This is a genomic window from Gemmatimonas phototrophica (assembly GCF_000695095.2).
GTDB lineage: Bacteria > Gemmatimonadota > Gemmatimonadetes > Gemmatimonadales > Gemmatimonadaceae > Gemmatimonas > Gemmatimonas phototrophica.
This window is the reverse complement of the sequence record NZ_CP011454.1, coordinates 3,602,070-3,626,045: the sequence shown is the minus strand read 5'-3', so window position 1 is coordinate 3,626,045 and position 23,976 is coordinate 3,602,070. Positions and strand designations below refer to the sequence as shown.

Below are 23,976 nucleotides of genomic sequence, written 5' to 3'. Positions count from 1 at the left end.
AGTTGTCAGTCGCGACCTACCACGCAATCCCGTGGTCTTCCCCGTGGTTTGACACCCCGCCCCACATGGTGCGGTGCTTGCGGTCGAACCAGATGGCCGTGATGGGGCCAGACGTGCGCTCAAGGGGGCGAAGCCGATAGCCCATGGCCGTGAGCGCCGAGCGGTTGGCTTCCGGCATGCTCGTGGCAATTTCCATGAGCCCCGGCTGCGTTTCGTGGAAGCCGAACGAATTGCGCATCTGGTACGAGTTGATGTTCGGTGCCTCCACGGCCTGCTGCACGGTCATGCCAAACTCCACCATGTTCAAAAAGAACTGCAGCAGATTCTGGTCCTGCGTGTCGCCGCCCTGCACGGCAAAGGCAAGGAACGGCGCCCCGTCTTTCAGCGCCATCGTGGGGGTGAGGGTCACCCGCGGCCGCTTCCCGGGTTCAATCACGTTGAAGGGACCATCCTGGGGGCGCGTCACGAAGCTCTGCCCACGCTGACTGAGTCCGATACCGGTGCGCCCGGCAATCACCGCCGGTACCCAGCCGCCGCTGGGGGTGATGCTCACTACCCACCCCGCGCTGTCGGCGGCTTCAATGCTGGTCGTGCCGCCGTGGAAGGCTTCACGCAGCTGCGCGTCGAACATGGTATCGGGACGCACGGGCCGATCCTGCTGGCCACTCTGCTTCGTGGTGTCACGTGGCAGAAACTTTGCGTTGTCCCACTGCGCCAACAGCCCCGTGAACGGGTTCACCCCCTGCTGAAACGGGTACGGATCGCCCGGCTTGATTCCCGCGTCGTTCCGACTGCGGTTCATGCTGTTCCAGCGTGCTTTCGCATATTCCTTCGACAGCAACCCCTTCATGGGCTCTTCCGGCGCGAAGGCCGGATCGCCGTAGTAAAAATCGCGATCGGCAAACGCCATGCTTATGGACTGATATACCGTGTGTACGTACTGCGGCGAGTTGTACTCCATCGCCTTGAGATCGGCGTTCTCCAGAATGTTGAGCGCCTGCAGCATGGCCGGGCCCTGCTGCCATTGCTGCAGCTTGCACACGTCAATGCCCTTGTAGTTGGTGCACAGCGGCTCTTCAATCTTCACGCGCCAGTTGGCCAGGTCTGCCATGGTGAAGAGCCCGCCGTCTTCACGCATGCCACGCACGAGTTCCTGCGCAATGTCGCCTTTGTAAAAGCGGTCATACGCCGCCATGATGGCCTGCTTGCGCGTTTTGCCGGCCTTTCGTGCCGCTTGTTCCGTCGCCACCAGTTTGCGGAAGGTGGCGGCGAGATCCTTCTGCACAAACAGTTCGCCCGCCTCGGGGGCTTCACGCCCGCCGCTGCCCGCGTGCGGCAGCATGACGGCCGGCGCATACTTCCACTTCTTGATCCAGTCTTTCTGCCGTTCAATGTTGTTGGCCAGCTGCGCTTCCACCGGATAGCCGTCAGCCATCTGAATGGCGGGGCCCAGCACGTCCTTGAGCGACAGCGTACCGTACTCGGCGAGCATTACCATGAGGCCGCCCGGTGTACCCGGCGTAATGGCTGCCAGCGGCCCAAACTCGGGAGGATGATCGTAGCCCTTGCTGCGGTAGAACTCCGCCGTGGCGCCGGTGGGCGCCACTCCGAGGGCATTGATGCCAATGACCTTCTTGAGCTGGGGGTGGTAAATGAGCGCCTGGGTTTCCCCGCCGCAGTGCAGCGTGTCCCACATGGTACAGGTCGCGGCCAGCATGGCGGCGGCCGCATCCACCGCGTTCCCCCCCTTCTGGAACATCATGGCTCCCGCGGTCGCCCCCAACGGCTTTCCCGTGATGGCCATCCAATGCTTGCCGTGCAGCGGCGGCTTTTGCGTCGTGGCCCGACGGGGATCTACCGGCCCAACCGGCTGTCCCGTGGCGGCGCGTTGGGCCAGCAACCCGGGGGCAACGAGGGCCGAGGCGGTGACCAGGCTGGCCAGCAGCGAGCGAAATGAAGGGAACGACATGGGAGGGCGGGGGTTTGGATGACAGGGGTCTTCCCGTACCGCTTCACGGTACCGCGTTTGTTCCACGCTTCACGGTAACGCCAATGCGTGCATTCCTCACGTTTCTCGTGCTGGCCGGCTGCTCCTCGCCGTCGGCGTCGTCACCGGCGGACGAGCCATCCACTGAGGTTCCGGCATCGCAGCAACTGGCCGACCGATCGCCCACGCCGTCCAGTACCAGGGGCGTGGTGACTTCGGAGGTCGTAGCCACCGGACTCGTGAACCCGTGGGCCATTGAGTTTCTCCCCGATGGTCGGGCGCTGGTCACCGAGCGACCGGGGCGACTGCGTATGCTCTCGACCAGCGGCCAGCTGTCGGCGCCACTGACGGGGGTCCCGTCGGTTTTCGCACAAGGGCAAGGGGGATTGCTCGATGTGGCCATCGACCCGCAGTTCGCGCAAAACCAGATGATCTATCTGTCCTACGCCGAAGCCGGCGCTGGTGGCTCCGGCACGGCAGTCGCCCGCGCCCAACTCAGCGGCGCCGCGCTGGTGAACGTGCAGGTGATCTACCGGCAGGAGCCCAAGCTCAACGGCGGCGGCCACTATGGTTCACGTCTCGTCTTCGCCCGTGATGGTCAGCTGTTCATCACGCAGGGTGATCGCATGAACTGGAAGGAGCGGGCGCAGGATCTTTCCATGGGACAGGGCAAGATCATGCGTATCGCCACCAACGGGACGGTGCCCGCCGACAACCCGTTTGTGAATCGCACCGATGCTCGTGCGGAGATCTGGTCGTACGGACATCGCAACGTGCAGGCGGCCGCGCTGCACCCGACCACGGGGCAACTCTGGACCGTGGAGCACGGCGCGCGAGGGGGAGATGAACTCAACCATCCGGAACGCGCCAGGAACTATGGGTGGCCGGTCATTACCTACGGCGTGGATTACTCCGGCGCGCGAATCGGAGAAGGCAGCGCCAAGGCCGGACTGGAACAGCCGGTGTACTACTGGGATCCCGTCATCGCGCCATCCGGTATGGCGTTCTACACCGCGAGCGCCATTCCAGGATGGCAGGGCAGCATCTTGATCGGCTCACTCAGCCCGGGGGCGCTGGTGCGCCTTGAGCTCACCAACGGTCGCGTGACGCGCGAAGTGCGCTACCTCGGTGAACTGGGCGAGCGAATTCGCGATGTGGCCGTGGGCCCTGATGGGTTTGTGTACATCGTGACCGACAGCAGCAATGGACGTGTGCTGCGCATCAAACCGGTGGTGGGCTGACGCAGGGTCGGCCTACAGGCCAAACACCCACCACGCCACCACGGCAACCAGCAGTACCGCCACCACGATCATGGTCTTGGTCAATCCGGGCGCGGTCGACCGCGCCCTGGTGGGTGGCGGCGCCGGTGCGGGGGCAGGAACTGCAGGTGATGCGGACAACGTGTCCAGCACCTTGATGATGGCGGTGGCGGAGTGTGGTCGTTGCAGCGGATCCTTGGCCAGGCAGCGCATCAGGATATCGGCCAGTGGCGCGGGGATCTCGGGGCGACGTTCAGCGAGCGGAACCGGCAGGTCGCGAAGCTGTGCCGCCAGCGTTGCGCGCAACGACGGGCGCACGAATGGGGGCGCGCCGGTGAGCACCTCGTAGGCCACGCAGGCAAAGGCGTACAGATCGGCCTTGTGATCCACGACCTTGGCATTGTTCACCTGCTCCGGTGCCATGTAGGCAGGCGTGCCAAGTGTCATACTCACCGTTGTAACGCGACGACCCGTGCTCACCGCATCGGCACTGGCATCGTCGAGGGCCTTGGCGACGCCAAAATCGGAGATCATCGACACCCCTTCACACATCAGGATGTTCTCCGGCTTGATATCCCGGTGAATCACTCCCTTGGCGTGGGCGTAGGCGAGTGCGGTGGCCAGCTCCCGGAGCAAGCGGGAGGCATCGGGAATGGGGAAAGCCCCACGCTTGTTCAGCCATTCCCGGAGTGACTGCCCCTCCACATAGGGCATGGTGAACCAGCGTAGCGCGTTGTCCTCGTTGGACGCTACCCCTTCGTCCGCCGTGAGTAGCGGCACCAGATGGGGATGCTGCAGACGGGCCGCAATGAGCACCTCCCGACGAAAGCGGGCGCTGTCCACACCGTCGGTGAGCTCGGGAGGCAGTACCTTGAGCACCACCGGGCGGTCCAGAGCGGTCTCAGTCGCAAGAAAAACCCGCGAGGAGCCCCCACCGCCAAGTTCACGGCTAATCACGTACGCGTCTCCCAGCTGCCGCTGAAGGCGCTCGCGCAAGGCCGCATCGGTGGCGGATGAAGAGTGGCTCACAACCATAATTGTACGCTGAGCCACGCAGCTCTGCTGTAGGCCGTTGGATTGAGACCGTGCAACCGTGATGTACATCACCAAGACGTCCGATTGGGCCCGCTCAAGTCGCGGCTGGTGCCCTTTTCTTGCGCCAATCGCAAGTTTCCTCCCATGGAACTCGGCATATATTCGTTCGGCGAGACCGATCCTCGCCGTGTAGGCGACCCTACCGCCGCTGCGCTGCGTACCCGCCAGCTCCTGGAAGAGATTGTGCTCGCCGATCAGGTGGGGCTCGATGTCTTCGGGGTGGGGGAGCATCATCGCCCCGACTATGCCGTGTCGGCCCCAGCCATGATTCTGGCCGCCGCGGCGGCTCGCACGTCACGTCTCAAGCTGACCAGCGCGGTTACGGTGCTCAGCTCGGACGACCCTGTGCGCGTCTTTCAGCAGTTTGCCACGCTGGATCAATTGTCCAATGGCCGGGCGGAGATCACCGCCGGTCGCGGCAGCTTCATTGAGTCGTATCCGTTGTTCGGGCAGAGTCTGGACGACTACAACGAGCTGTTCTCGGAGAAGCTCGAGCTGCTCCTCGCGCTCCGCGACAGCGAACGGGTGACCTGGCAGGGTACACATCGGGCGCCGATTCACGATCGCGGTGTGTATCCGCGCCCCGTGCAACAGCCTTTGCCCGTGTGGATTGCCGTGGGCGGAACACCGCAGTCCGTGGTGCGTGCCGCCACACTCGGCCTGCCGTTGGCCGTGGCCATTATTGGCGGCATGCCGGAGCGTTTTGTGCCGCTGGTGGACCTGTATCGCAGTGCTGCCGCCGAGGCCGGTCACCATCCCGATACGTTGCCGGTGAGCATCAATTCCCACGGATTCATTGCCGATAGCGTGGACCGCGCGGCCGAGTTGGTATTCCCGCCGTATATCGATACCATGGGGCGCATTGGGCGTGAGCGTGGCTGGCCCATGCCAACGCGACAGCAGTTTGATTTTGAACGGTCACCACGTGGCGCCATGCTGCTGGGGAGCCCACAGGAAGTGATCGACAAGATTCTCTTCGAGCACGAACTGTTTCATCACAACCGCATGATGATCCAGTTCACCGTGGGCCCCATGCCGCACGCGGATGTGCTGCGCTGTATTGAACTGTACGGCACGGTGGTCGCGCCGGCGGTACGCAAGGCGTTGGGGTAACGGCAACGGGGCACCAGCTGTGCTGGTGCCCCGCATTCAACCCGCATGGATCCCGCGCGGGGAGTGGCGCTGGGAGTGGTGTGCCTACTTCGCCAGCTGTTTCACCACATCCTGCAGCAGGCGAACCTTGGCGGCGTCGCTGGACTTGGCCGCATCTCCCGCCAGTTGAGACGCGAGCAATCCCAGCGCCTGCTTGCGTGCGGCGGGAGCGGCCTTCTGTGCTGCATCGAGGGTCTTGTCCACCGCCGCAAGGCGAGCGGCGGGCAGGCCGTTGCTGCGTGCCAGCTGATCGACGTACGCGCGCGCCACCGGGAATGCCGCCGGCCACGTGATGCGCGTCTGGAGCTGCGGATTGACTTCGTCGTACTGGACCAGCTTGGCCGCGTCAATTTCGTTCTGCGACAGAAACTCGCTCGGGGTGAGTGAGAAAATGTCCAGCCCGCGGCCAATCTCCGAGCCGACAATGTGTCCGTTGTACCAGTACGTGCTCCAGTAGCCGGCCAACGTAAGCTGCTCGGCAATGGGGCCACGATCGAAGTACGCAATTTCCTGCACCTTGGCGGCGTTGGTGAAATCGAAGATGGACATGCCACCCTGATACCACGCCTGCACCATGATGTCGCGTCCCGGTACGGGAATGAGCGAGCCGTTGTGCGCGACGCAGTTTTCGTTGGCACCCTGCGCAGCGGGAATCTTGAAGTACCCGGCGGCTTTCAGTTTGCGGTCAGCGCCCAGCGAAAACAGTGCGTCGGCTCCCCAGGTGGGCTTGTCCGTGTCCCGGCAGCGCGGTGAGGTGCCGCCGCCCCATTCATCGGTGAACAGCACCGTGGACCCGGCGTTGTTGAAGGTGGCCGAGTGCCAGTACGCAAAGTTCGGGTCGATGACCTCGTCAATGCGGCGTGGATTGGCCGGATTGCTGATGTCCAGCAGGATGCCGTTCCCCGAGCAGGCGCCCGCGGCGAGGCCAATCTCTGGATACGCGGTGATGTCGTGGCATTGGTCGGTGGTGCCGGTGTTTTGCGTCCCAGTGCCATGGCTGCCACCCTTCCACAGGCCGGCCACGTTCCCCTGCGCATCGGCAAAAATGCGGGGCATGTTCACGATCTGGGCCGACTGCGGCGCGGCCAACGGCACCTTGATCACTTCGATGCGGAAGTACGACGTGGTGGAGTCATTGGGTGAAGCGTTGCACCCGGCCAATTCGTTGGGCGACCGCACCGGGCCGGTGCCCTGCACATACACGTAGACGTTGGCCTTGTCGTTCTTGTCGGTGACCAGCGTGTGCGTGTGCGACCCTCGGCACGTCTGCACGGCTGCGACCTGCTTCGGGTTGTCGATATCGCTGATGTCGAAGATGCGCACGCCGCGAAAGCGGTCGGTGCTGACGGTGTCCGTCACGCCCTGTGTGCCGCAATCCACGCGTCCCACCAGATCCTCCACCGACATGAACAGCAGCGTGCCGTGTACGGAGAGATCCCCTTGTCCACCCTGGCAGACAAACGACTTTCGGAGCACCGGCGCCTTGGGGTTGCTGATATCCCACGCTTGCCAGCCATGCCACCCGCCCTGGAAGACGAGGTTTTTCTGGAAGGCGAGGTCGGAGTTGGCAAAGCCGAAATCACCCAGCGCCTTGGGATTGAACCACCCATCGCGCTTGGGAGTGTGCGACACCAACTCCACGTTCTTGATGGCTTGGCCGGCGTCGTTGAGACCCGCTTTGAGGCCAACACGAGGGTCCTGGGCACCGGCCGTTCCGGCCAGTACGGCGAGCGAAAACGCCGCCCCGGCCAGACGGCGCCGCGGCGAAGAAAAGACGAGAGGAGACATCTGGGCAGGAGAAAGGGAAGGGGACAACATGCTGCGAAACAACACGGACGCGCTACTACCGCTTCAAGGTGTTCAGCAGGGTGCGCATGCGGCGAATTTCGGCGCGCTGATCGGTATCCACATCAGACGCAAACTGAAAGATCTGCGGGTCGCGCGCGGCGCCATTCACCTGCAGCAGGTCGGCGACCATGACCAGCGCTCCTTCGTGATGCTGAATCATGTACTGCAGGAAGAGGGTGTCAAACGAGACACCACGGGCCGCGGTCAGGCTGTCCATCTGGGCGGACGACAACATGCCGGGCATGGCGTGCGCCCCGTGGCCTGGAGCCATGGGGTGCATGGCATGCGGATCCGATGGTGGGATCGGCTGTTTCTGTTCGTTGAGCCAGCGCGACATGATGTCAATTTCGTCGCGCTGCGACACCGTGATGCGCTCGGCGAGCAGGCGCAGCTCCGGAGTGCGCGTGCGCACTTCGACGAGCGCGGTCATCTGCACCGCCTGCGCGTGATGGCCAATCATCCCCTGCATGAACGACACATCGGCCGGGTGCTGGGCGTGGGCTGCCGCCGCGCTGCACGCCAACACCACGACCAAATGGAAAGCACGGATAAACGTTCTCATAGGGTCTCCATATCCCGAAAGATACGGGAAACGGCGGGCTTGGTGATGACGCTTACTGACGTTTCGTCGTGATGCGGATGACGCCATTGCTGCCCCGAACTCCGAACTCCGCCATCGAGACGGCATCCTTGAGCACCTCGATCTTATGGATGTCGCGAGGGTTGAGGCCGATCAGGCCGCCCGATCCCTGCGTCATCTGCTGCCCATCGACCAGAATGAGTGGTTCGGTATTGGCGTTGAACGAGGAGGCCCCGCGGATGCGGACTTGCACCTGACCGTTGACGTTCAGCACCTGAACACCTGGAAACCGGCCAACGAACAACTCTTCCACCCGGGAAACCGGCTGTTGGCCAAACGCCCCCTCCTCCACGGAATTGATTGACTCCATGGTAGGAGCGGTCCGGCCGGAGCCACTGCTCTCCGGTGTCGGGGCAGCGGTGGGTTTCGACTGTCGCGCACACGCGCCCGCGACGAACGGCATTACGAGTGCCGCACCAATCACGGTGGTGCGGCTACGGCGGCTGAACCAGCGTACAGAACGCATGCGCCCTCCGGGGGTTCGATATGGACCTCAAATTCATTCTACCCTCGCTCAATGCGTCCTGTGACGCCGGGGTGCCGACTCACCCCAGCATTCATCAACACCTTATGGACGAAACGAACATGATTAGCTTGACAATGATTGTGTAAACGGAAATAATTCGATGTATGGGAGTTTCCAGTCACGACATGTTCGGCGGCGCGCCCGTGGCGCAGCCCGCGCACCCCGGCAGCTACGGCGATGCGCCACGTGGGTATCGGTTGCCCCAGCAGCTGCGGCTGGGGCCGGTTCGTCTCCAGGTCAGTCACCTGGAGCGCTCGCAGCAGTGGTACCAGCAGGTGCTCGGGCTCACGGAGCTCTCGCGCACCGCCGATGTGGTGCAGCTCGGCGTCAACGGTGCCTCCGAACCGCTGGTCGTTCTGGAGTGGCGACCGGGCACGACGCCAGTCCGTCCGGGATCGCGGCTCGGGCTGTATCACTTTGCCATCCTGCTCCCCGACCGGCCATCGCTGGGGCGCTTCGTGCAGCATCTGGCCAGGCTGGGTGTGCGGGCGGGGGCCAGCGACCATCTGGTCAGTGAGGCGGTCTATCTCCAGGACCCCGATGGGTTGGGGATCGAGGTCTACCGCGACCGTCCGCGGGCGGCATGGCAGCGTATCGGTCAGGAGCTCATGATGGCCACCGATCCGTTGGATTTCCCGGCTGTCGTGGCATCCGCCGCGGGTGATCCGTGGACAGGGATGCCACCTGGCACGGTCATGGGGCACCTCCATCTCCACGTCGGCGATCTCCCACACGCGGCCACCTTCTACCACCACGCGCTCGGGTTCGATCGCATGGTCTGGCGGTATCCGGGGGCACTCTTCCTTGGCGCCGGCGGATACCACCATCATCTGGGCACCAATACCTGGGCCGAAGCGGCCCCGGCCTCTGGCGCCCACGATGCCCAACTGCTCGAGTGGAGTATCGTGGTCCCATCGCCCGGCGATGTGCTGGCTGCACTCGGTGGCGCAGGATTCGCAGTGCAGGAAGAGCTGGTCCGCGATCCCTGGGGGACGCCGCTCCGCATTCGCGGCGGCGTGGGCTGACCCAACCGGCTGGAGGCAACTCCTTGATACCCGGGAGGGGTATTGGTAATATACCCCCACACCCTATCAGGAGCATGTCATGCAGCACGCCACTTTTGAAATCACCGGGATGTCCTGCGGTCACTGCGTCAAGGCGGTGGACAAGGCCCTGCAGCAGACCTCGGGCGTCACCGTAGAAGCCGTCGCCATCGGAACCGCCACCGTGGCATTCGATCCGGCGCAGACCACCCCCGCGCAGATCGCACAGGCCATCGACGACGCGGGCTACGCCGTGGTCGCGACGCGCTGACGCTCCCGCCAGCGCATCCTCGCGTACAGGACCACGAGGTGGTTCCATGACATCAGCGACAGCCACACTCCGCATCCCGGTCACCGGGATGACGTGCGCCGCTTGTTCATCGCGCGTGCAACGCTCGTTGCAGAAGTCGCCCGGCGTGAGCGACGCCGCCGTGAATCTCATGATGAAGAGCGCCACGGTCACCTTCGATCCGGGCGCGATCACGCCGGATGCGTTACTCGATGTCATTCGCGACGCGGGCTATGGCGCGGCACTGGCCGACGCCGATCAAACCGCGTTCGAGGAACAGGAAGCGCGCGAGCGCGCGCAGGCCGCCGAGTATGAGTCGCTGCGCCGAAAGGCGCTCGTAAGCGGCGGGATTGGTGTCCTGGCGATGCTGGTGAGCATGCCGCTCATGGGCAGCCTCGCCGGCGAACACCAGCACGCGGTCGTGGCCGATCCGTTCATGCGCTGGAGCATGAGCGCACTCGATCCAACCCTGCGGGCCGTCCTGCCGTGGCTGTATGCCATCCCCGCGCGCGCGCTCACGCTGGCGTTGCTGGCCGCCACGTTGCTGGTCATGCTGTGGGCTGGTCGGCACTTCTACACGCGCGCCTGGGCGGCACTGCGTCATGGGGCGGCCGACATGAATACGCTGGTCAGCGTGGGCACCCTCGCGGCGTTTGTCTATTCGCTCATGGCCACGGTGTCGCCCGTCTTCTTCACTTCGCGTGGCGTGATGCCCGATGTGTACTACGAGGCGGTGATCATCATCATCGCCTTGATTCTCACCGGCAACATGTTCGAGGCCCGCGCCAAAATGCGTACCTCGGCGGCCCTGCGCTCCTTGGTGGCGCTCCAACCGAAGACGGCACGCGTGGCGCGCTTTGGTGAGGAGGTGGATGCGCCTGTGGATACCGTGGAGCCTGATGAAGTCATCATCGTGCGCCCCGGTGAACGCATCCCCACGGACGGTGAAGTGGTGCAGGGAGACAGCGCCGTGGACGAAAGCATGCTCACCGGGGAATCCATGCCCGTGAGCAAGCATCCGGGCGACCGGGTGATTGGCGGGACCATCAATCGCACCGGCGCGTTCCGCTACCGCGCCACCACACTCGGGGCCAGCAGCGTGCTGGCGCAGATCGTGAAGCTCATGCGCGATGCGCAGGGGACCCGCGCGCCCATCCAGCATCTGGCCGATCGCATCAGTGCCGTGTTTGTGCCGGTGGTGCTGCTGCTGGCCGTCCTCACCTTTGGCGTCTGGTACGTGGCCGCCGATACGGCACCCCTGGTGCGGGCGTTTGCGGCGGCGGTGGCCGTGTTGATCATCGCCTGCCCGTGTGCCATGGGACTGGCGGTGCCAACCGCGGTAATGGTGGCCAGTGGTAAGGGCGCCGAAATGGGGGTGCTCATCAAGGGCGGCGAAGCGCTGCAGCGAGCCGGCGACATCGGCACGGTGGTGCTCGACAAGACTGGCACCATTACCGAAGGCAAGCCCGTCGTGACCGATGTGCTCCTGGCGCCCGGCGTTGAGGTCACTGCGGATGTGCTGCTGCAACGTGTGGCGAGTCTTGAGCGGTCCAGTGAGCATCCGCTGGCGGATGCCATTGTGCGTGAAGCGGCCACTCGTGCGCTGGTGCTGGACGAACCGGAGTCGTTCACCTCGGTAACCGGACGTGGCGCACAGGGCGTCGTCCGTGACGCCGCGCTGGTCGTGGGCAACGCGGCCTTTTTGGCCGATTGGGGTGTGAGCACTTCGCCACTTGCGGATCAGGCGTTGCGTCTGAGCGATGATGGAAAGACACCCATGTTCGTGGCCATGGACGGTCAGCTGGTCGGCCTCATCGCCGTGGCCGATCCGATCCGCGCCTCATCCACCGCCGCTATTGCCCGTTTGCATGCCATGGGGCTGCAGGTGGTCATGCTCACGGGGGACAATGAACGCACCGCACAAGCCATTGGACGAGCGGCAAGGGTGGACCGGGTCGTCGCGGGCGTGCTCCCCGACGGCAAGGTGGCCGAGGTCAAGCGAATTCAGGCGCAGGGGACCGTGGTGGCCATGGTGGGTGACGGCATCAACGATGCCCCCGCGCTGGCGCAGGCGGACGTCGGGATGGCGATTGGCAGCGGGACGGATGTCGCGGTTGAAGCGGGAGACATTGTCCTGATGCGCGGCGACCTGCAGGGCGTGGTCCGTGCCATAGCCTTGTCGCGTCGTACCATGCGCACGATGCGGCAGAATCTCTTCTGGGCCTTTGTCTACAACGTGATCGGCATCCCCGTTGCGGCGGGCGCGCTGTATCCGGCGTTCGGTCTGCAACTCAGTCCCATTCTGGCCAGCGCCGCGATGGCGTTCAGCTCGGTGAGTGTCGTGACCAATTCCCTGCGACTCCGTCGCGCCACCTTCGACTGAGGTTTCCTTCGCGCGCCATGCCCACACGAGTCGTCACTCCCAAGATTGCCAAAGCTCCCTCTGTACTCGACGTCCGGACGGTGGGGTGCGGCTGCGGCGCGCAGCCCGCAGACGGCGAGACTCCCGCTGATGGACGCAAGGCCGTCGCGGTGGACCGCGATGCCAAGGAGCGCAATCAGAAACGCCTGCGTCGCATTGAGGGGCAAGTGCGCGGTCTGCAGAAAATGGTGGACGATGATCGCTATTGCGCCGACATTCTCACCCAGATTGCCAGCGTGCACGAAGCGCTGCGCGCCGTTGGGCGGGAACTCATGCGCAACCATCTCAAGCACTGTGCCGCCGCCGCCATTCAACAGGGCCCGGTGGAAGCCGAGGCCATGTACGACGAACTCGTGGAGATGATGTACCGTCACTCGCGCTGACAGCTCTCACGCAGACCGGCCTCGCGACGCGCCTACTCCCGCGCGGCAAAGAGGTCGATCTGTGGCGGTGTGGTGGCTAACCCCAGATGCTCCAGGGCCGCTGCGGTCCAGCCAGCACGATCGCCGGGATCGAGATGATGGACGGGCACTCCCAGCTCCTCCACCAGATCGTCGATCAGGTGATCAATCTGCTGCTGAAAGGTGGGGCTGACGGCCCGTTTGCCGTCGAAGGTGGGGGCGCCGGTTACGGGCACTTTGAAGAGCGCGTGGTAGCTGCGTACCCATTGCAGCACGAGCGGCTCCAGTGAGCTCTGGCGTCCCGCGCTTGCCACCAGATACGCGTAGTTGTCCAGCACCGAGCGGTCGCATACCACCACCTCGTTCTGCGACGCCGCCGCAATCTCCTCGGCGATCTGCGTGTGCAGAATCCACGCCTGCGCGTCGAGCGTCGTGTCTTCGTTGATCGGCAGCGGGCAACGGCGCGCGACTTCCTTCACGAGGTCCACGCCAAGATCCAGTCGCTTGAGCTGTGCTGCCAGATCAAAGCAAAGGGTCGTCTTACCCACGCCGTGGGTGCCAACAAAGGCCACCTTGAGGCGGTGGCGCCCCAGACCATCAAGGGGAAGCAACACGGACGACGCAGACATAAGTTCATGCTAATCGATCCACCCGCCGGACTGCACCTCCCGATCCTCCTCCTCCTCCCGTCCCGCACCATGAGTTCACAGGCCGTACGCGCCGCCGTGCTGCGCCACACTGGCGCGGCACGACCATATCCGGTGTCGGCGCCGCTGGCGATCGAGACGGTGTCATTGGCTCCACCGGGCTCCATGGAAGTTGCTGTGCGAATCACGGCGGCCGGGCTCTGTCACTCCGATCTCTCGGTCATTGAGGGGAGTCGCCCCCGTCCGCTACCCATGCTGTTGGGGCATGAGGCCACGGGCGAAGTCGTGGAACTCGGTGCCGGTGTGCACGATCTCGCCCTCGGCGATCACGTCGTGTTCGCCTTCGTGCCGTCGTGTGGACACTGCCTGCCGTGCATGACCGGTCGGCCGCCACTCTGTGAGGCGGGGGCGCACGCCAACAGCACGGGAACACTGCTTGGCGGCGGGATCCGCCTGCGGGATGCGCACGGCACGCCGGTCTATCATCACCTTGGCGTTTCCGCATTCGCAGAGTACGCGGTGGTCTCGCGTCGCTCTCTGGTGCGTATTGATCGGACCGTCGCGCCCGAAGTGGCGGCGCTGTTCGGCTGTGCGGTGATGACGGGTGTTGGGGCCATTGCCAATACCGCCCGCGTCCGACTCGGGGAGACGGTGCTGATTACCGGCCTAGGGGGGATCGGCTTCGCGGCGCTGCTCGGTGCGCTGGCGGCCGGAGCCAGTACGGTGGTGGTCGCTGATATCAACGAACAGAAGCTGGCCCAGGCCAGCGCGCTTGGTGCGCACCTGACCGTCCAGGTGAACGCCCCTACGGCCCTCGAGATGGTGCAGGACGCGACGCACGGCGGCGCCGACATTGGCCTTGAGTGTGCGGGCGTGGTGTCCGCCCTGGACTTCACCTATCGCGCCACCAAACGTGGCGGGCGCACTGTCACGGTGGGGCTGCCCCATCCTGATCAGCGACTCGCGCTGGCGCCGGTGCAGCTGGTGGCCGAAGAACGTGCGCTGCTCGGCAGCTATCTGGGGAGCAGCGTACCGGCACGCGACATTCCGGCGTATCTCGCCCTGTATCAAACCGGGCGCTTACCTGTGGATCGTCTGCTCACGCATGTCATGACGCTCGACGACATCAATCATGGATTCGAGCGCATGGCGCAGGGCAACGCCATCCGACAGATCATCCGCTTCTAAGGCCTCCATGTCACTCCATCTGTTGCGGCACGATGCCTATGTGAACGGTGCCTGGGTGCAGGCGAAGGACCGGCGCACGTTCGATGTACACAATCCGTCTACCGGCGCGTTGGTTGGCACGGTTCCGGATATGGGGCGCAACGATACGCGCGACGCCATCGCCGCCGCGCAGCAGGCCTGGCCGGCCTGGCGCGCCCTGACCGCGAAAGAACGTGCGGTGGTGCTGCGTCGGTGGTTCTCGCTCATCATGGAGCATCGTGATGCGCTGGCGCATCTCATGTCATGTGAGAGCGGCAAGGTCATCAGCGAAAGCCTTGGTGAAGTGACCTACGGCGCGGCCTTTGTGGAGTGGTTTGCCGAAGAGGGCAAGCGTGCCTACGGTGACGTTATTCCGCCGCACACGCGGGACCGCCGTCTGGTGGTGATCAGGCAGGGCATTGGCGTGGTTGCGGCCATCTCGCCATGGAACTTCCCGTTGGCCATGATCACGCGAAAGGTGGCGCCCGCGCTGGCCGCGGGATGTCCGGTGGTCATCAAGCCGCCGGCCGAAACGCCGTGCACCGCGTTGGCGCTTGCGGTGCTGGCCGAAGCAGCCGGTGTGCCCGCAGGGGTCTACAACACGGTCACCTCGACGCGTAGTGACGAGGTGGGACGTGAATTGTGTGAGAATCCGACCGTGAGGAAGCTATCGTTTACCGGATCCACAGCGGTTGGTAAGCAACTCATGGCGCAGTGTGCGCCAACACTCACGAAGCTTTCGCTCGAGCTCGGAGGGAACGCTCCGTTCATTGTCTTCGACGATGCGGATCTCGACGCCGCTGTTCAGGGGGCTATTCAGTCCAAGTTCCGGCATAACGGACAGACGTGTGTGTGTGCGAACCGGCTGCTCGTACAGCGCGGAGTGTACGACGCCTTTGTGGCGCGATTCACGGACGCCGTGGCGTCGCTGCGCAGCGGCGATGTTCTGGACCCGTCGGTGCAGGTTGGTCCGCTCATCAGTCTCAAGGCGCTGGGGAAAGTGCAGGGGCTGGTGGAGGACGCCGTGCAGCACGGGGCCGCGGTCTTGCACGGGGGCCGCGTGCGCGATGGCTTGTTCTTCGAGCCCACCGTACTTGGAAATGTGACCTCCGATATGCGTGTGGCCGGCGAAGAAGTATTTGGACCGGTGGCGCCCGTGTTTCGCTTCGAAACGGAAGCGGAGGCCATCGCGCTGGCCAACAACACGGTGTACGGGTTGGCGGCGTATTTCTACAGTCGCGATGTGGGTCGCTGTTGGCGTGTGGCAGAGGCGCTGGAATTCGGCATGGTCGGCATCAATGAGGGGCTGATCTCCACGGAGCTCGCGCCGTTTGGTGGCGTCAAGGAATCGGGCATGGGGCGTGAGGGATCGCGACAGGGACTCGACGCGTATCTCGAAACGAAGTACCTGTGTTTCGGTGGCGTCTGACTCATGCTGCGCCTTGACCCGGTAACCCGCCGGCTGTCGCTAAACCCGCGGGATCCGCAGTTCTATCAGGATCCCTACGGCGCGTATGCCCGAATTCTGGCGGAGTGTCCGGTCGTGTTCTGGGAAGAACTCGGCCTCTGGTGTTTCTTTGCACACGATGAGGTGAATCAGCTGCTGCGCGACCGGCGGTTTGGTCGTGAAATTCTGCACGTTGCGTCACGCGAGCAGTTGGGGTGGCCATCCCCTGCACCACACACACGGGACTTCGACGCCATTGACGCACACTCCATGCTTGAGCGTGAGCCGCCGGTGCACACGCGACTGCGGGGGCTGGTGAGTCGGGCCTTTGTTTCGCGACGTGTGGAGGCGCTGCGCCCGGCCATTGAGCGCATGGCACATACTCTTATTGACACATTTCCTGACGAGCCCTTTGATCTCATTGCCCACTACGCCACACCCATCCCCGTCCGTCTGATTGCCCAGATGCTGGGGGTCCCCGAATCCATGGCCCCACAGCTACTGCAGTGGTCCCACGCCATGGTGGCCATGTACGGCGTGGGCCGGACATTCGCAGTGGAAGTTCAGGCGAATGAAGCCGCGGCCGAGTTTGGCGATTTCATTCGCGCCACGGTGGCGGCGCGACGACTGGCGCCCGGAAACGACCTGCTCTCAGCGCTCATTGAGGCGGAAGAGCAAGGGGACCGACTATCCGAAGCGGAATTGGTGAGTACCGCCATTCTCCTGCTCAACGCCGGACACGAGGCGACAGTGCACGCGCTGGGCAATGCGGTCCATGTCGTGCTGCGTCACCAGGTGGACCTTCGCGAGGCGCTCGCAGGCGACGAGGCAATGGCTCAGCTGGTGGAGGAGGCGCTGCGTTTCACGCCCCCGCTGCACCTGTTCAAGCGGTACGCCTTGCAGGATCTCGAGGTACAGGGCATTCGGCTCAAGCAAGGGGGGCAAATCGCTCTGGTGCTGGGGGCCACCGGCCGGGACCCGCGGGTGAATGCCCACCCCGAGCACTTTGACCCTGCCCGCTCTGCATGTGCCCACACCAGTTTCGGGGCCGGGATTCACTTTTGCGTGGGGGCGCCACTCGCCCGTCTCGAGTTGCAGTGCGCCCTGCGGGTGCTCTTTACCAGATGCCCGCAGCTGGCGCTCGCCGAAGAGCCGTCGGTGCTGGACTCGTGGCACTTTCACGGGCTGGATCGGCTGATGGTGAGCCGTTTGCCCTGAATTTCCGGCCTTCATGTGGGGGCCCACTGTGTGCTGGCTATCTGGTTGATCACACGGCAGGTTGGGCAGAGTCCGCACCCTTGAACGTTACCGGTAATCCCGCGCATGTCTGAGTCCGCCACCAATACCCAGGGAGAGGTGACCCGCCTGCTCCAGCGCGCCAGCGAGGGGGAGGCCGGGGCCTTGCAGCAGGTGCTGGGCATGCTGCACGACAGACTGCGCGGCATTGCGCACCGCCAGCTGGCCAACGAAGGAGAGGGACACACCCTCGAAACGGACGGGCTCGTGCACGAGGCCTACCTGCGGCTGGCGGGGATCGATCGCATGCATTGGCGTGACCGGCAACATGTGTTGGCCATGGCCGCCAAGACCATGCGTCGGGTGCTCATCGACTACGCCGAGCAGCGTCGGGCCCATAAGCGGGGCAGTGGCGATCTGCCGCTCCCCCTGGAAGAGGCCGATGCCGCCGGTGCCGTTATTGATCGTCACGCGGACGAACTGCACGCGCTGGACGAGGCACTGGAACGACTCGCCCAGTTCAATCCGCGGCTCGGGCAGGTCGTAGAGTGTCGATTCTTCGTGGGACTCAGCATTGAAGAGACGGCCGAAGCGCTCGATCTCTCACCGGCCACGGTGAAGCGCGACTGGACGACGGCCAGAGCGTGGCTGAACCGGGAACTGTCGTCGTGAGCGAAACGCCGGCGGCGAACGAGGCCCATTGGGTGGCGCTGGAGGCGCTGCTCCATCGGGCATTGGAGCAGCCACCGGAAGAGCGGGCGGCCTTTCTCCGGGGAGCGTGTCCCGACGTGGCACTTCGCCGTGAAGTGGAGGCCTTGCTCGCCGCGCACGATACCCGCGGCCCGATTGACCAGTTGGCGGATAGCGTCATGCAGCCGCTCCTGACGCCCAAGGCACTGCCGTCGGCTCCCGAAGAGGCGCTGAGCGGGCACGATCGGTATCGCATCATTGAGCGGCTGGGCGGGGGCGGCATGGGCGTGGTGTACCGCGCCAGAGATACGCGCCTTGAGCGTGACGTGGCGATGAAATTTCTGCCGCCGCATCTCAGCGCTGATCATGGCGCCAAGACGCGCTTTCTGGTGGAGGCCCGCGCCGCCGCCGCGTTGGAGCACCCCAATATCTGCACGGTGCACGAAATCGGTGATACGGCTGATGGACAGTTGTACATCGTGATGGCCTGCTACGATGGGGAGACGCTGGACCGTCGCATTGCCCGGGCGCCACTCGACGTGGCCGAGGCCATGCGGGTCACCGCCGAAGTGGCACGCGGATTGGCGAAGGCGCATGAGCGCGGCATTGTGCACCGCGATATCAAGCCCGCCAATGTGATGGTCACGCACGATGGCCTGGTAAAGATCCTCGACTTCGGCATTGCCAAGCTGTCGGGGGTGAATGTGACCCACACGGTAGGCGCCATCGGGACACTGGCCTACATGAGCCCCGAGCAGGCGTTCGGCGAGCAGGTGGACCACCGGACCGACGTGTGGTCACTCGGGGTGGTGTTGTACGAAATGCTCACAGGGCTCCGGCCATTCCGTGGCCCGGGGGAACAGTCCCTGCTGGTGGCTGCACTTACCTCCGATCCGGAAAGTGTGCGCGTCCACCGTCCGGAACTGCCACCGGAGATGGACGTGCTCATTCGCCGGGCGCTGGCCAAGCAGCCGTCGGAGCGCTTCGAGAACGCCATCGCCATGATGCAAGCAGTACTCGCGTGCCCCACCACCATAACGCCGGCGGCATTGGTGGGGGGGCACGCCCTGGTCGATTCGAAAGGGGGCACCGGTCCAGTCCGTGAAAACGACCCTGGCGATAGCACCCTGGCGCATGCAGGGGAACGTCGGCAGGTCACGCTGGTGGCGAGTACGGTGGCCGGACACGACCTGCTGGTGGAACGATTGTCCCCTGAACGGGCAGACGCGGTAATGGCGCGTATCCGCGACGCGGCCCACGAAGTTGCCACGCAGTTTGGCGGTATTGTGAATCATTTCGGCGCCGATCAGTTCGTGGTGCTCTTTGGTGTCCCAACCGCCCATGAAGACGACGCGGTACGCGGCGTGCGCGCCGCGCTCGCCATGCATACGCGGATGACGGAGATTGCCGCGGAGCTGGAGGCCAGATGGTCCTCCCAATTGCGCCTGCGCTCCGGCATCCACACCGGACTGGTCGTCGCGCAGCGCTTGCGACAGGGCGATCGCCGCTATCGCATTAGCGGCCCCCCGTCAGAGCTTGCGTCGCGACTGTCGGCGCATGCTCAAGACGACGCGATTCTGATGAGCCCGGAGACGCGACGTCTCGTCGCCCCGTTCATCTTTACCGGGGAAGCTCCCGCGCTGCATCTGGGTGGACAAACCGGTACGGTCATGCCGCACCGGGTACTCGGCTCGTCGGATGTACGCTCGCGCTTTGAAGGCATTACCACCGCGCTCACGCCGTTTGTCGGCCGCGAACAGGAACGGGCATTGCTGGCACAGCAATGGCAGCATGCACGTGACGGGGCGGGACGCATGGTGGTGCTGGTGGGCGAGGCCGGTGCGGGGAAGAGCCGGCTGCTGCACGAGCTTCGGGAGTCGGCCACGGCTGACGGCGCCCGCATGCTCGCCGGCCGCTGTGATGCCTATGGGAGTGGCACGCCATTCCTCCCCTTTGTTGAGGCGGCCCAGGAGCTGTTGCAGCTGGACCGTCGCACCAACAGCGCCGAACGGCATGACACGGTCGTGCTGGCGGTGCGCGCACTCGATCGGTCACTTGACGAGTTCCTTCCGCTCTATCTGGCGCTGCTCTCCATTCCCAGTGACGCACATCCGGTCCCGGATCATCTCAAGGGCGAGTTGTTTCAGGTGGCCATGCTCTCGGCCGTCGCTGCCTTGTTCACCACAGGGGCACAATCGGCGCCCGCGGTGCTGTTGCTGGAAGATTGGCATTGGGCCGACGAAGGATCGCGGGCAGCGCTGCGCCAGATGGTCGAAGTCGTATCGGCCGTTCCCTTGTGCATCGTGGTGACCTCCCGTCCCGATATGTCGCTCGACTGGGGAAGCAGTGAGCATCACACGGTGCTGCATCTGCCCCCCCTGGATACCAGCGCCTCGGAAGCCATTGCGTGCGCGGTATTGGGCGCAGACAGGGTATCCACGGAACTCGTCGCCCGACTTCACGAGCGCACTGGCGGAAACCCGTTTTTCCTCGAGGAGGTGTGCGAAGCCCTGCGCGAGGAAGGCGCGGTGCTGTTGCGCGATGGTCTTGCCGTGCTCCCCGACGACACGGGCGCACTACACGTTCCGGAAACCATTCAGGGGGTTCTGCGTACCCGCATGGATCGCCTCGATGCGGAGGCACGCGACGTGTTGCGCGTGGCGTCTGTTGTTGGTCGGGAGTTTTCCCGTGGGGTGTTGGAAGACGTCGTGGAAAGCAACGTGTCGCTCACGCGTGCCTTGGACCGACTCAAGCAGTCTGGCCTGGTCCAGCAAATGCGCGTGGTGCCGGAGGCCGTGTATCGCTTCAAGCATGCCCTCACCGAGGAAGTCGCCTACGACAGTCTGTTGGAGCACCAGCGCCATGCACTGCATGACCGCGTAGGTGCCGCGATTGAAGCGCGGTATACCGGACAGTTGGAAGAGCAGGTGGAGCGTCTGGTCCATCACTTCAGCCGCGCAGAATCGTGGGTGAAAGCCGTGCGTTATGGCATGCAATCGGCCGACCGTGCGGCGGTGCTGAACCAGTATGCCGATGCGATGGCCACGCTGGAGAAGGTGCAGGAGTGGTTGACATTCCTCGCGGACGGTGGGGAGAAGGAGGATCTCGAGACGGATCTTCTGCTGCGCCAGGAACGCATCTGCGAGGCGCTTGGCTTGCGGATGCGCCAAATGGGCATTGTCGCAACACTGGTTTCGCGGTTGGTGCCCGGTGGGCCCTCTGAACGGCTGGCACAAGCGTATCTGCGACAGGGTGATGCCTACACCCTGCTACGACGGTACAGCGAAGCTGAAGAGGCGCTCCGCAACTCCCTCAGCGTGGCCGACGCCCTCGGGAATACCGCGAGCCGACGGAATGCGCTGCGCAGCCTCGCGCTGCTGCGTTCACATGAAGCGCGCCACGAGGAAGCGCTGGAAACCATTCAGCAGGTGATCGCCATGGGGCACGCACTGGGCGACCCGCGGGCTGAGGCCGGTGACCTCGCGACCATGGCCAATATTCTGCGCGCCCTTGGTCAGCATCAGCGAGCCCTTGATACGATTACGGGGGCTATCGCCAGCGGACACGTCGATGTGCACTCGCTTCGCTACGGCGCGCTGCTCAACGTCATGGCCACCGTATATCGTGATCTCGGTCTATACGATCAGGCGTTGGACTATTATCGGCAAACGGCAGGTCTGCTGAGCAATTCCGTATACGCGTCCTTCTCGCTGCCCGGCATTGCCTTCGTGCAGTTACAGCAGGGGCATGTCGAGGACGCACTTTCCACGTATCGCGAAGCGGTAGCCCTCAACAAGAAGATCCGATACGCTGATGGATCCGCTCATGCCTGTCGTTCGTTGGGGGAAGTCCTGGTCGGGCTGAAACGCGATGCCGAGGCGGTCCCATATCTGCGCGATGCGGCCGCCCTGTTCCGTCAGCTTGAGGACCACGAAAACGAAGCGTTGATGTGGCGTCGTCTGGCGATGGCGCACGAGACCCTGCGGCAGTTTGACGACGCCACGGCGGCGTGGAATCAGGTGCTCGTGTACGTACGGGCAGGGGCCCCGCTCAACGAGGCGGAGGCCACGGATGGTTTGTCGCGCGCGCAGCTGGGGACGCACAATGCGGCGGGCATCCAATGCTGGCAGCGAGGGGCCTTTGACGAGGCGTTGAGCCATTTTGAGGCCGGACTCCGCCTCTGTGAGGAGACATCGGACCGTGTACACGAGGGGCTGATGCGCAACAGTGTCGCAGCGACCCTGCTGCGCCTGCAGCAGCCCGCGCGGGCCATCCCCATTCTGCAACGGAGCATCGAAGTCACCATGGAGTGCGGTGAACACACGTTGCAGGTGCACGCCTTGCTCACCCTCACGCGGGCGTTCATGGCGACGGCCGCGCGCGAATCGGCGCTGTCCGTGCTTGCCCAGGCGCGCAATCTCGTTGGCACCCTGCACGACGATACCATAGCGGCGGCAGTGGAGCGGCTCCAGCACGACCTTGTCAGTCAATCGTCAGCGGCCGCAACGCCGGTCGCGTAGTTCACACTTCATCACGGATTCCTTCACATGCCGCACTACATCATTGAGCGTAACGTTGGACAGCTGACCCCCGAACAGTTGCAGGCTGCCGGACGCACCTCCAATCAGGTGCTGAGCGACATGCCGGAGGTGGTGTGGGTCAAGAGCTATGTGTCGGACGCCGAAGGGAAAATTTATTGCGAGTACATCGCGCCTAATCCCGAGGCGGTACTTGAGCACGCCCGGCGGAGCGGCATCCCCGCCCATCGCATCTCCGAGGTGTCGCTCGAAATCAACCCGGCGATGTTCGTGTAGGACTGGCAGGACGCCAGGCAGTCAGGGCCCGTGCTGACGCACGGGCCCTGTTGCGTTACATCACTACCGTTCAGTTGAGCCCGAGCAGCGTCCTGCCTACCACGTCGTGTACGTAGAGGGCGTTGCCCGGATGCACCCGGCTCAGTCGCGCATCGCGAAACAGCTGCTCAAGACCGGCCCGCCGCGAGATCCCCATCCCGCCGGCCAGATCCAAGGCCGTATCAATTACCCGGAACGCGCCTTCTGCCGCGTGATGTTTGGCGGCCAACAGTTTCATGGGCCAGCGCGCACCGTGCAACACACCGTTCGACCACTCGGCGGCCGTGTGTTGGAGGTGGGGCTCGATGGCCTCCAGTTCCAGCCCCATATCGGCCACCCGCTGCTGCACGCCGGCGTGCTGCGCCATGGCCAGTCCGGACGCCGCATGGCTGGACGTACGGAGTGTTTCCATGGTGAGATCCAGGGCGCGCCGCGCCATGCCCGCCGATACCGCCGCGGCACCAAGCAATTGCCACGCCATCAGCGTTACGACAAAGGCCTCGAGCCCTCGTGAGCCGGCCGGCACCATCCGCGCGATATAACGATCGGGAATGAATGCCCCGTCGAGCAGAGTCTCATCCCGACGCGTGGCCCGCATTCCCAACGATTCCGCGCCGTCACGACGCGCATACCCCTCCGTGTTGCGGGGCATGAAGACATGCACGATGACGGGGGCCATCGGGTCGGAATCGTCAAGCGCGTGCAGTCCCATGTAATCCCACACGGGTCCCAGCGCGCCAAATGACTTGTGCCCGGTAATCCGATAGCCACCCTGCACCCGCTCGGCACGCGTGGTGGAACTGGTGAGCGGTACATCGTGGCCACTTTCGGCGTGTCCCGCCGAAAAGATGCGCCCACGCGCGGCCTCTTCCAGGACCCATTGCAGTGACCGATCGCCCTTCTGCCAAAGACTGGCCGCCACGCCAACCCATGCAAAATGCATGGTAACGGCTTCGGCTGTCGGGGCGGCGAAATAGGCCAGGCGTCGTTGCTCCCGTACCAGATCGCTCAGGCTCAGCCCCAGACCGCCAAACGCCGTGGGAATGGGAAGACGCAGGTATCCCGCCTGCTGCAACTCCTCGAAGTCCTCCATGCCAAAGCGGTTCTCCCGGTCAAAGAGCGGGACGCGCTCATGGCACCGGATCAGCAGCTCATCAGACAACACCGAGGTCTGCATTGAGGAAGACGAGGCGATCATCAGGCGGGGAGGATGGAGGGAGACGGAACGAGGCTCT

At 64.3% G+C, this 23,976-nt stretch carries 19 protein-coding genes; 12 read left to right on the top strand and 7 right to left on the bottom strand.

All coding sequences use genetic code 11. The annotated features are described in order from the left end of the window. Positions 1 to 16 precede the first annotated feature (16 nt). Positions 17 to 1,804, bottom strand: coding sequence for a gamma-glutamyltransferase family protein (locus GEMMAAP_RS15320; protein WP_425482936.1), 1,788 nt, complete (start codon positions 1,802 to 1,804; stop codon positions 17 to 19). A 248-nt stretch (positions 1,805 to 2,052) separates the two neighbouring features. On the opposite strand from GEMMAAP_RS15320, the gene GEMMAAP_RS15315 reads away from it, so the two are divergent. Next, positions 2,053 to 3,228, top strand: a complete 1,176-nt coding sequence (locus GEMMAAP_RS15315; RefSeq protein ID WP_082821381.1) for a PQQ-dependent sugar dehydrogenase — start codon at positions 2,053 to 2,055, stop codon at positions 3,226 to 3,228. 12 nt (positions 3,229 to 3,240) lie between these two features. On the opposite strand, the gene GEMMAAP_RS15310 is transcribed toward GEMMAAP_RS15315, so the two are convergent. Next, positions 3,241 to 4,275 carry a serine/threonine-protein kinase gene (locus GEMMAAP_RS15310; protein ID WP_158514887.1) on the bottom strand — a complete coding sequence of 345 codons (1,035 nt, stop codon included), beginning with the start codon at positions 4,273 to 4,275 and terminating at the stop codon, positions 3,241 to 3,243. Positions 4,276 to 4,425: 150 nt separating this feature from the next. On the opposite strand from GEMMAAP_RS15310, the gene GEMMAAP_RS15305 reads away from it, so the two are divergent. Continuing rightward, entirely contained in the window at positions 4,426 to 5,454 is a 1,029-nt protein-coding gene (locus GEMMAAP_RS15305; protein WP_026848501.1) for an LLM class flavin-dependent oxidoreductase, read from the top strand. An 84-nt stretch (positions 5,455 to 5,538) separates the two neighbouring features. On the opposite strand, the gene GEMMAAP_RS15300 is transcribed toward GEMMAAP_RS15305, so the two are convergent. From GEMMAAP_RS15300 to GEMMAAP_RS20640, 3 genes are read right to left on the bottom strand one after another with little or no spacing between them, the layout of a single operon-like run. Beyond that, complete coding sequence (locus GEMMAAP_RS15300; RefSeq protein ID WP_238588146.1) at positions 5,539 to 7,281, bottom strand: LVIVD repeat-containing protein; 1,743 nt, start codon at positions 7,279 to 7,281, stop codon at positions 5,539 to 5,541. Positions 7,282 to 7,336: 55 nt separating this feature from the next. Next, positions 7,337 to 7,903 carry a DUF305 domain-containing protein gene (locus GEMMAAP_RS15295; protein WP_075071544.1) on the bottom strand — a complete coding sequence of 189 codons (567 nt, stop codon included), beginning with the start codon at positions 7,901 to 7,903 and terminating at the stop codon, positions 7,337 to 7,339. A 52-nt stretch (positions 7,904 to 7,955) separates the two neighbouring features. Further along, positions 7,956 to 8,291 carry a TonB-dependent receptor plug domain-containing protein gene (locus GEMMAAP_RS20640; RefSeq protein WP_274519061.1) on the bottom strand — a complete coding sequence of 112 codons (336 nt, stop codon included), beginning with the start codon at positions 8,289 to 8,291 and terminating at the stop codon, positions 7,956 to 7,958. Between the two features lie 320 nt (positions 8,292 to 8,611). Here GEMMAAP_RS20640 and GEMMAAP_RS15285 point away from each other — a divergent pair, with 320 nt between their 5' ends. From GEMMAAP_RS15285 to GEMMAAP_RS15270, 4 genes are all read left to right on the top strand, one after another. Beyond that, positions 8,612 to 9,532 carry a VOC family protein gene (locus GEMMAAP_RS15285; protein ID WP_202969148.1) on the top strand — a complete coding sequence of 307 codons (921 nt, stop codon included), beginning with the start codon at positions 8,612 to 8,614 and terminating at the stop codon, positions 9,530 to 9,532. Positions 9,533 to 9,611: 79 nt separating this feature from the next. Next, the gene (locus GEMMAAP_RS15280) at positions 9,612 to 9,821 is read left to right on the top strand and encodes a heavy-metal-associated domain-containing protein (protein ID WP_026848504.1); all 210 of its coding nucleotides are present in this window, start codon (positions 9,612 to 9,614) and stop codon (positions 9,819 to 9,821) included. A gap of 46 nt (positions 9,822 to 9,867) precedes the next feature. Beyond that, complete coding sequence (locus GEMMAAP_RS15275; RefSeq protein ID WP_043579423.1) at positions 9,868 to 12,222, top strand: heavy metal translocating P-type ATPase; 2,355 nt, start codon at positions 9,868 to 9,870, stop codon at positions 12,220 to 12,222. A 17-nt stretch (positions 12,223 to 12,239) separates the two neighbouring features. After that, positions 12,240 to 12,644, top strand: coding sequence for a metal-sensitive transcriptional regulator (locus GEMMAAP_RS15270; RefSeq protein WP_082821378.1), 405 nt, complete (start codon positions 12,240 to 12,242; stop codon positions 12,642 to 12,644). Between the two features lie 32 nt (positions 12,645 to 12,676). Here the strand turns inward: GEMMAAP_RS15270 and GEMMAAP_RS15265 are convergent, their stop codons facing one another. Further along, on the bottom strand, positions 12,677 to 13,291 hold the full coding sequence (locus GEMMAAP_RS15265) for an ATP/GTP-binding protein (protein ID WP_026848505.1): 615 nt from the start codon (positions 13,289 to 13,291) through the stop codon (positions 12,677 to 12,679). Positions 13,292 to 13,360: 69 nt separating this feature from the next. Here GEMMAAP_RS15265 and GEMMAAP_RS15260 point away from each other — a divergent pair, with 69 nt between their 5' ends. From GEMMAAP_RS15260 to GEMMAAP_RS15235, 6 genes are all read left to right on the top strand, one after another. Next, positions 13,361 to 14,497: a zinc-dependent alcohol dehydrogenase family protein gene (locus tag GEMMAAP_RS15260; protein WP_043579425.1), complete on the top strand. Its 1,137-nt coding sequence runs from the start codon at positions 13,361 to 13,363 to the stop codon at positions 14,495 to 14,497. 7 nt (positions 14,498 to 14,504) lie between these two features. Next, positions 14,505 to 15,944, top strand: coding sequence for an NAD-dependent succinate-semialdehyde dehydrogenase (locus GEMMAAP_RS15255; RefSeq protein ID WP_026848507.1), 1,440 nt, complete (start codon positions 14,505 to 14,507; stop codon positions 15,942 to 15,944). A gap of 3 nt (positions 15,945 to 15,947) precedes the next feature. Beyond that, entirely contained in the window at positions 15,948 to 17,180 is a 1,233-nt protein-coding gene (locus GEMMAAP_RS15250) for a cytochrome P450 (RefSeq protein WP_026848508.1), read from the top strand. Positions 17,181 to 17,285: 105 nt separating this feature from the next. Then, positions 17,286 to 17,870 carry an ECF-type sigma factor gene (locus GEMMAAP_RS15245; RefSeq protein ID WP_026848509.1) on the top strand — a complete coding sequence of 195 codons (585 nt, stop codon included), beginning with the start codon at positions 17,286 to 17,288 and terminating at the stop codon, positions 17,868 to 17,870. Beyond that, complete coding sequence (locus GEMMAAP_RS15240) at positions 17,843 to 22,408, top strand: serine/threonine-protein kinase (RefSeq protein ID WP_158514885.1); 4,566 nt, start codon at positions 17,843 to 17,845, stop codon at positions 22,406 to 22,408. The genes GEMMAAP_RS15245 and GEMMAAP_RS15240 overlap by 28 nt, the downstream gene beginning before the upstream one ends. Before the next feature lie 27 nt (positions 22,409 to 22,435). Further along, a complete protein-coding gene (locus GEMMAAP_RS15235; protein ID WP_026848511.1) occupies positions 22,436 to 22,702 on the top strand; it encodes a DUF4242 domain-containing protein in 267 nt (88 codons plus the stop codon). Positions 22,703 to 22,772: 70 nt separating this feature from the next. Here the strand turns inward: GEMMAAP_RS15235 and GEMMAAP_RS15230 are convergent, their stop codons facing one another. Beyond that, positions 22,773 to 23,939 carry an acyl-CoA dehydrogenase family protein gene (locus GEMMAAP_RS15230; RefSeq protein WP_053333671.1) on the bottom strand — a complete coding sequence of 389 codons (1,167 nt, stop codon included), beginning with the start codon at positions 23,937 to 23,939 and terminating at the stop codon, positions 22,773 to 22,775. Positions 23,940 to 23,976: the final 37 nt, after the last annotated feature.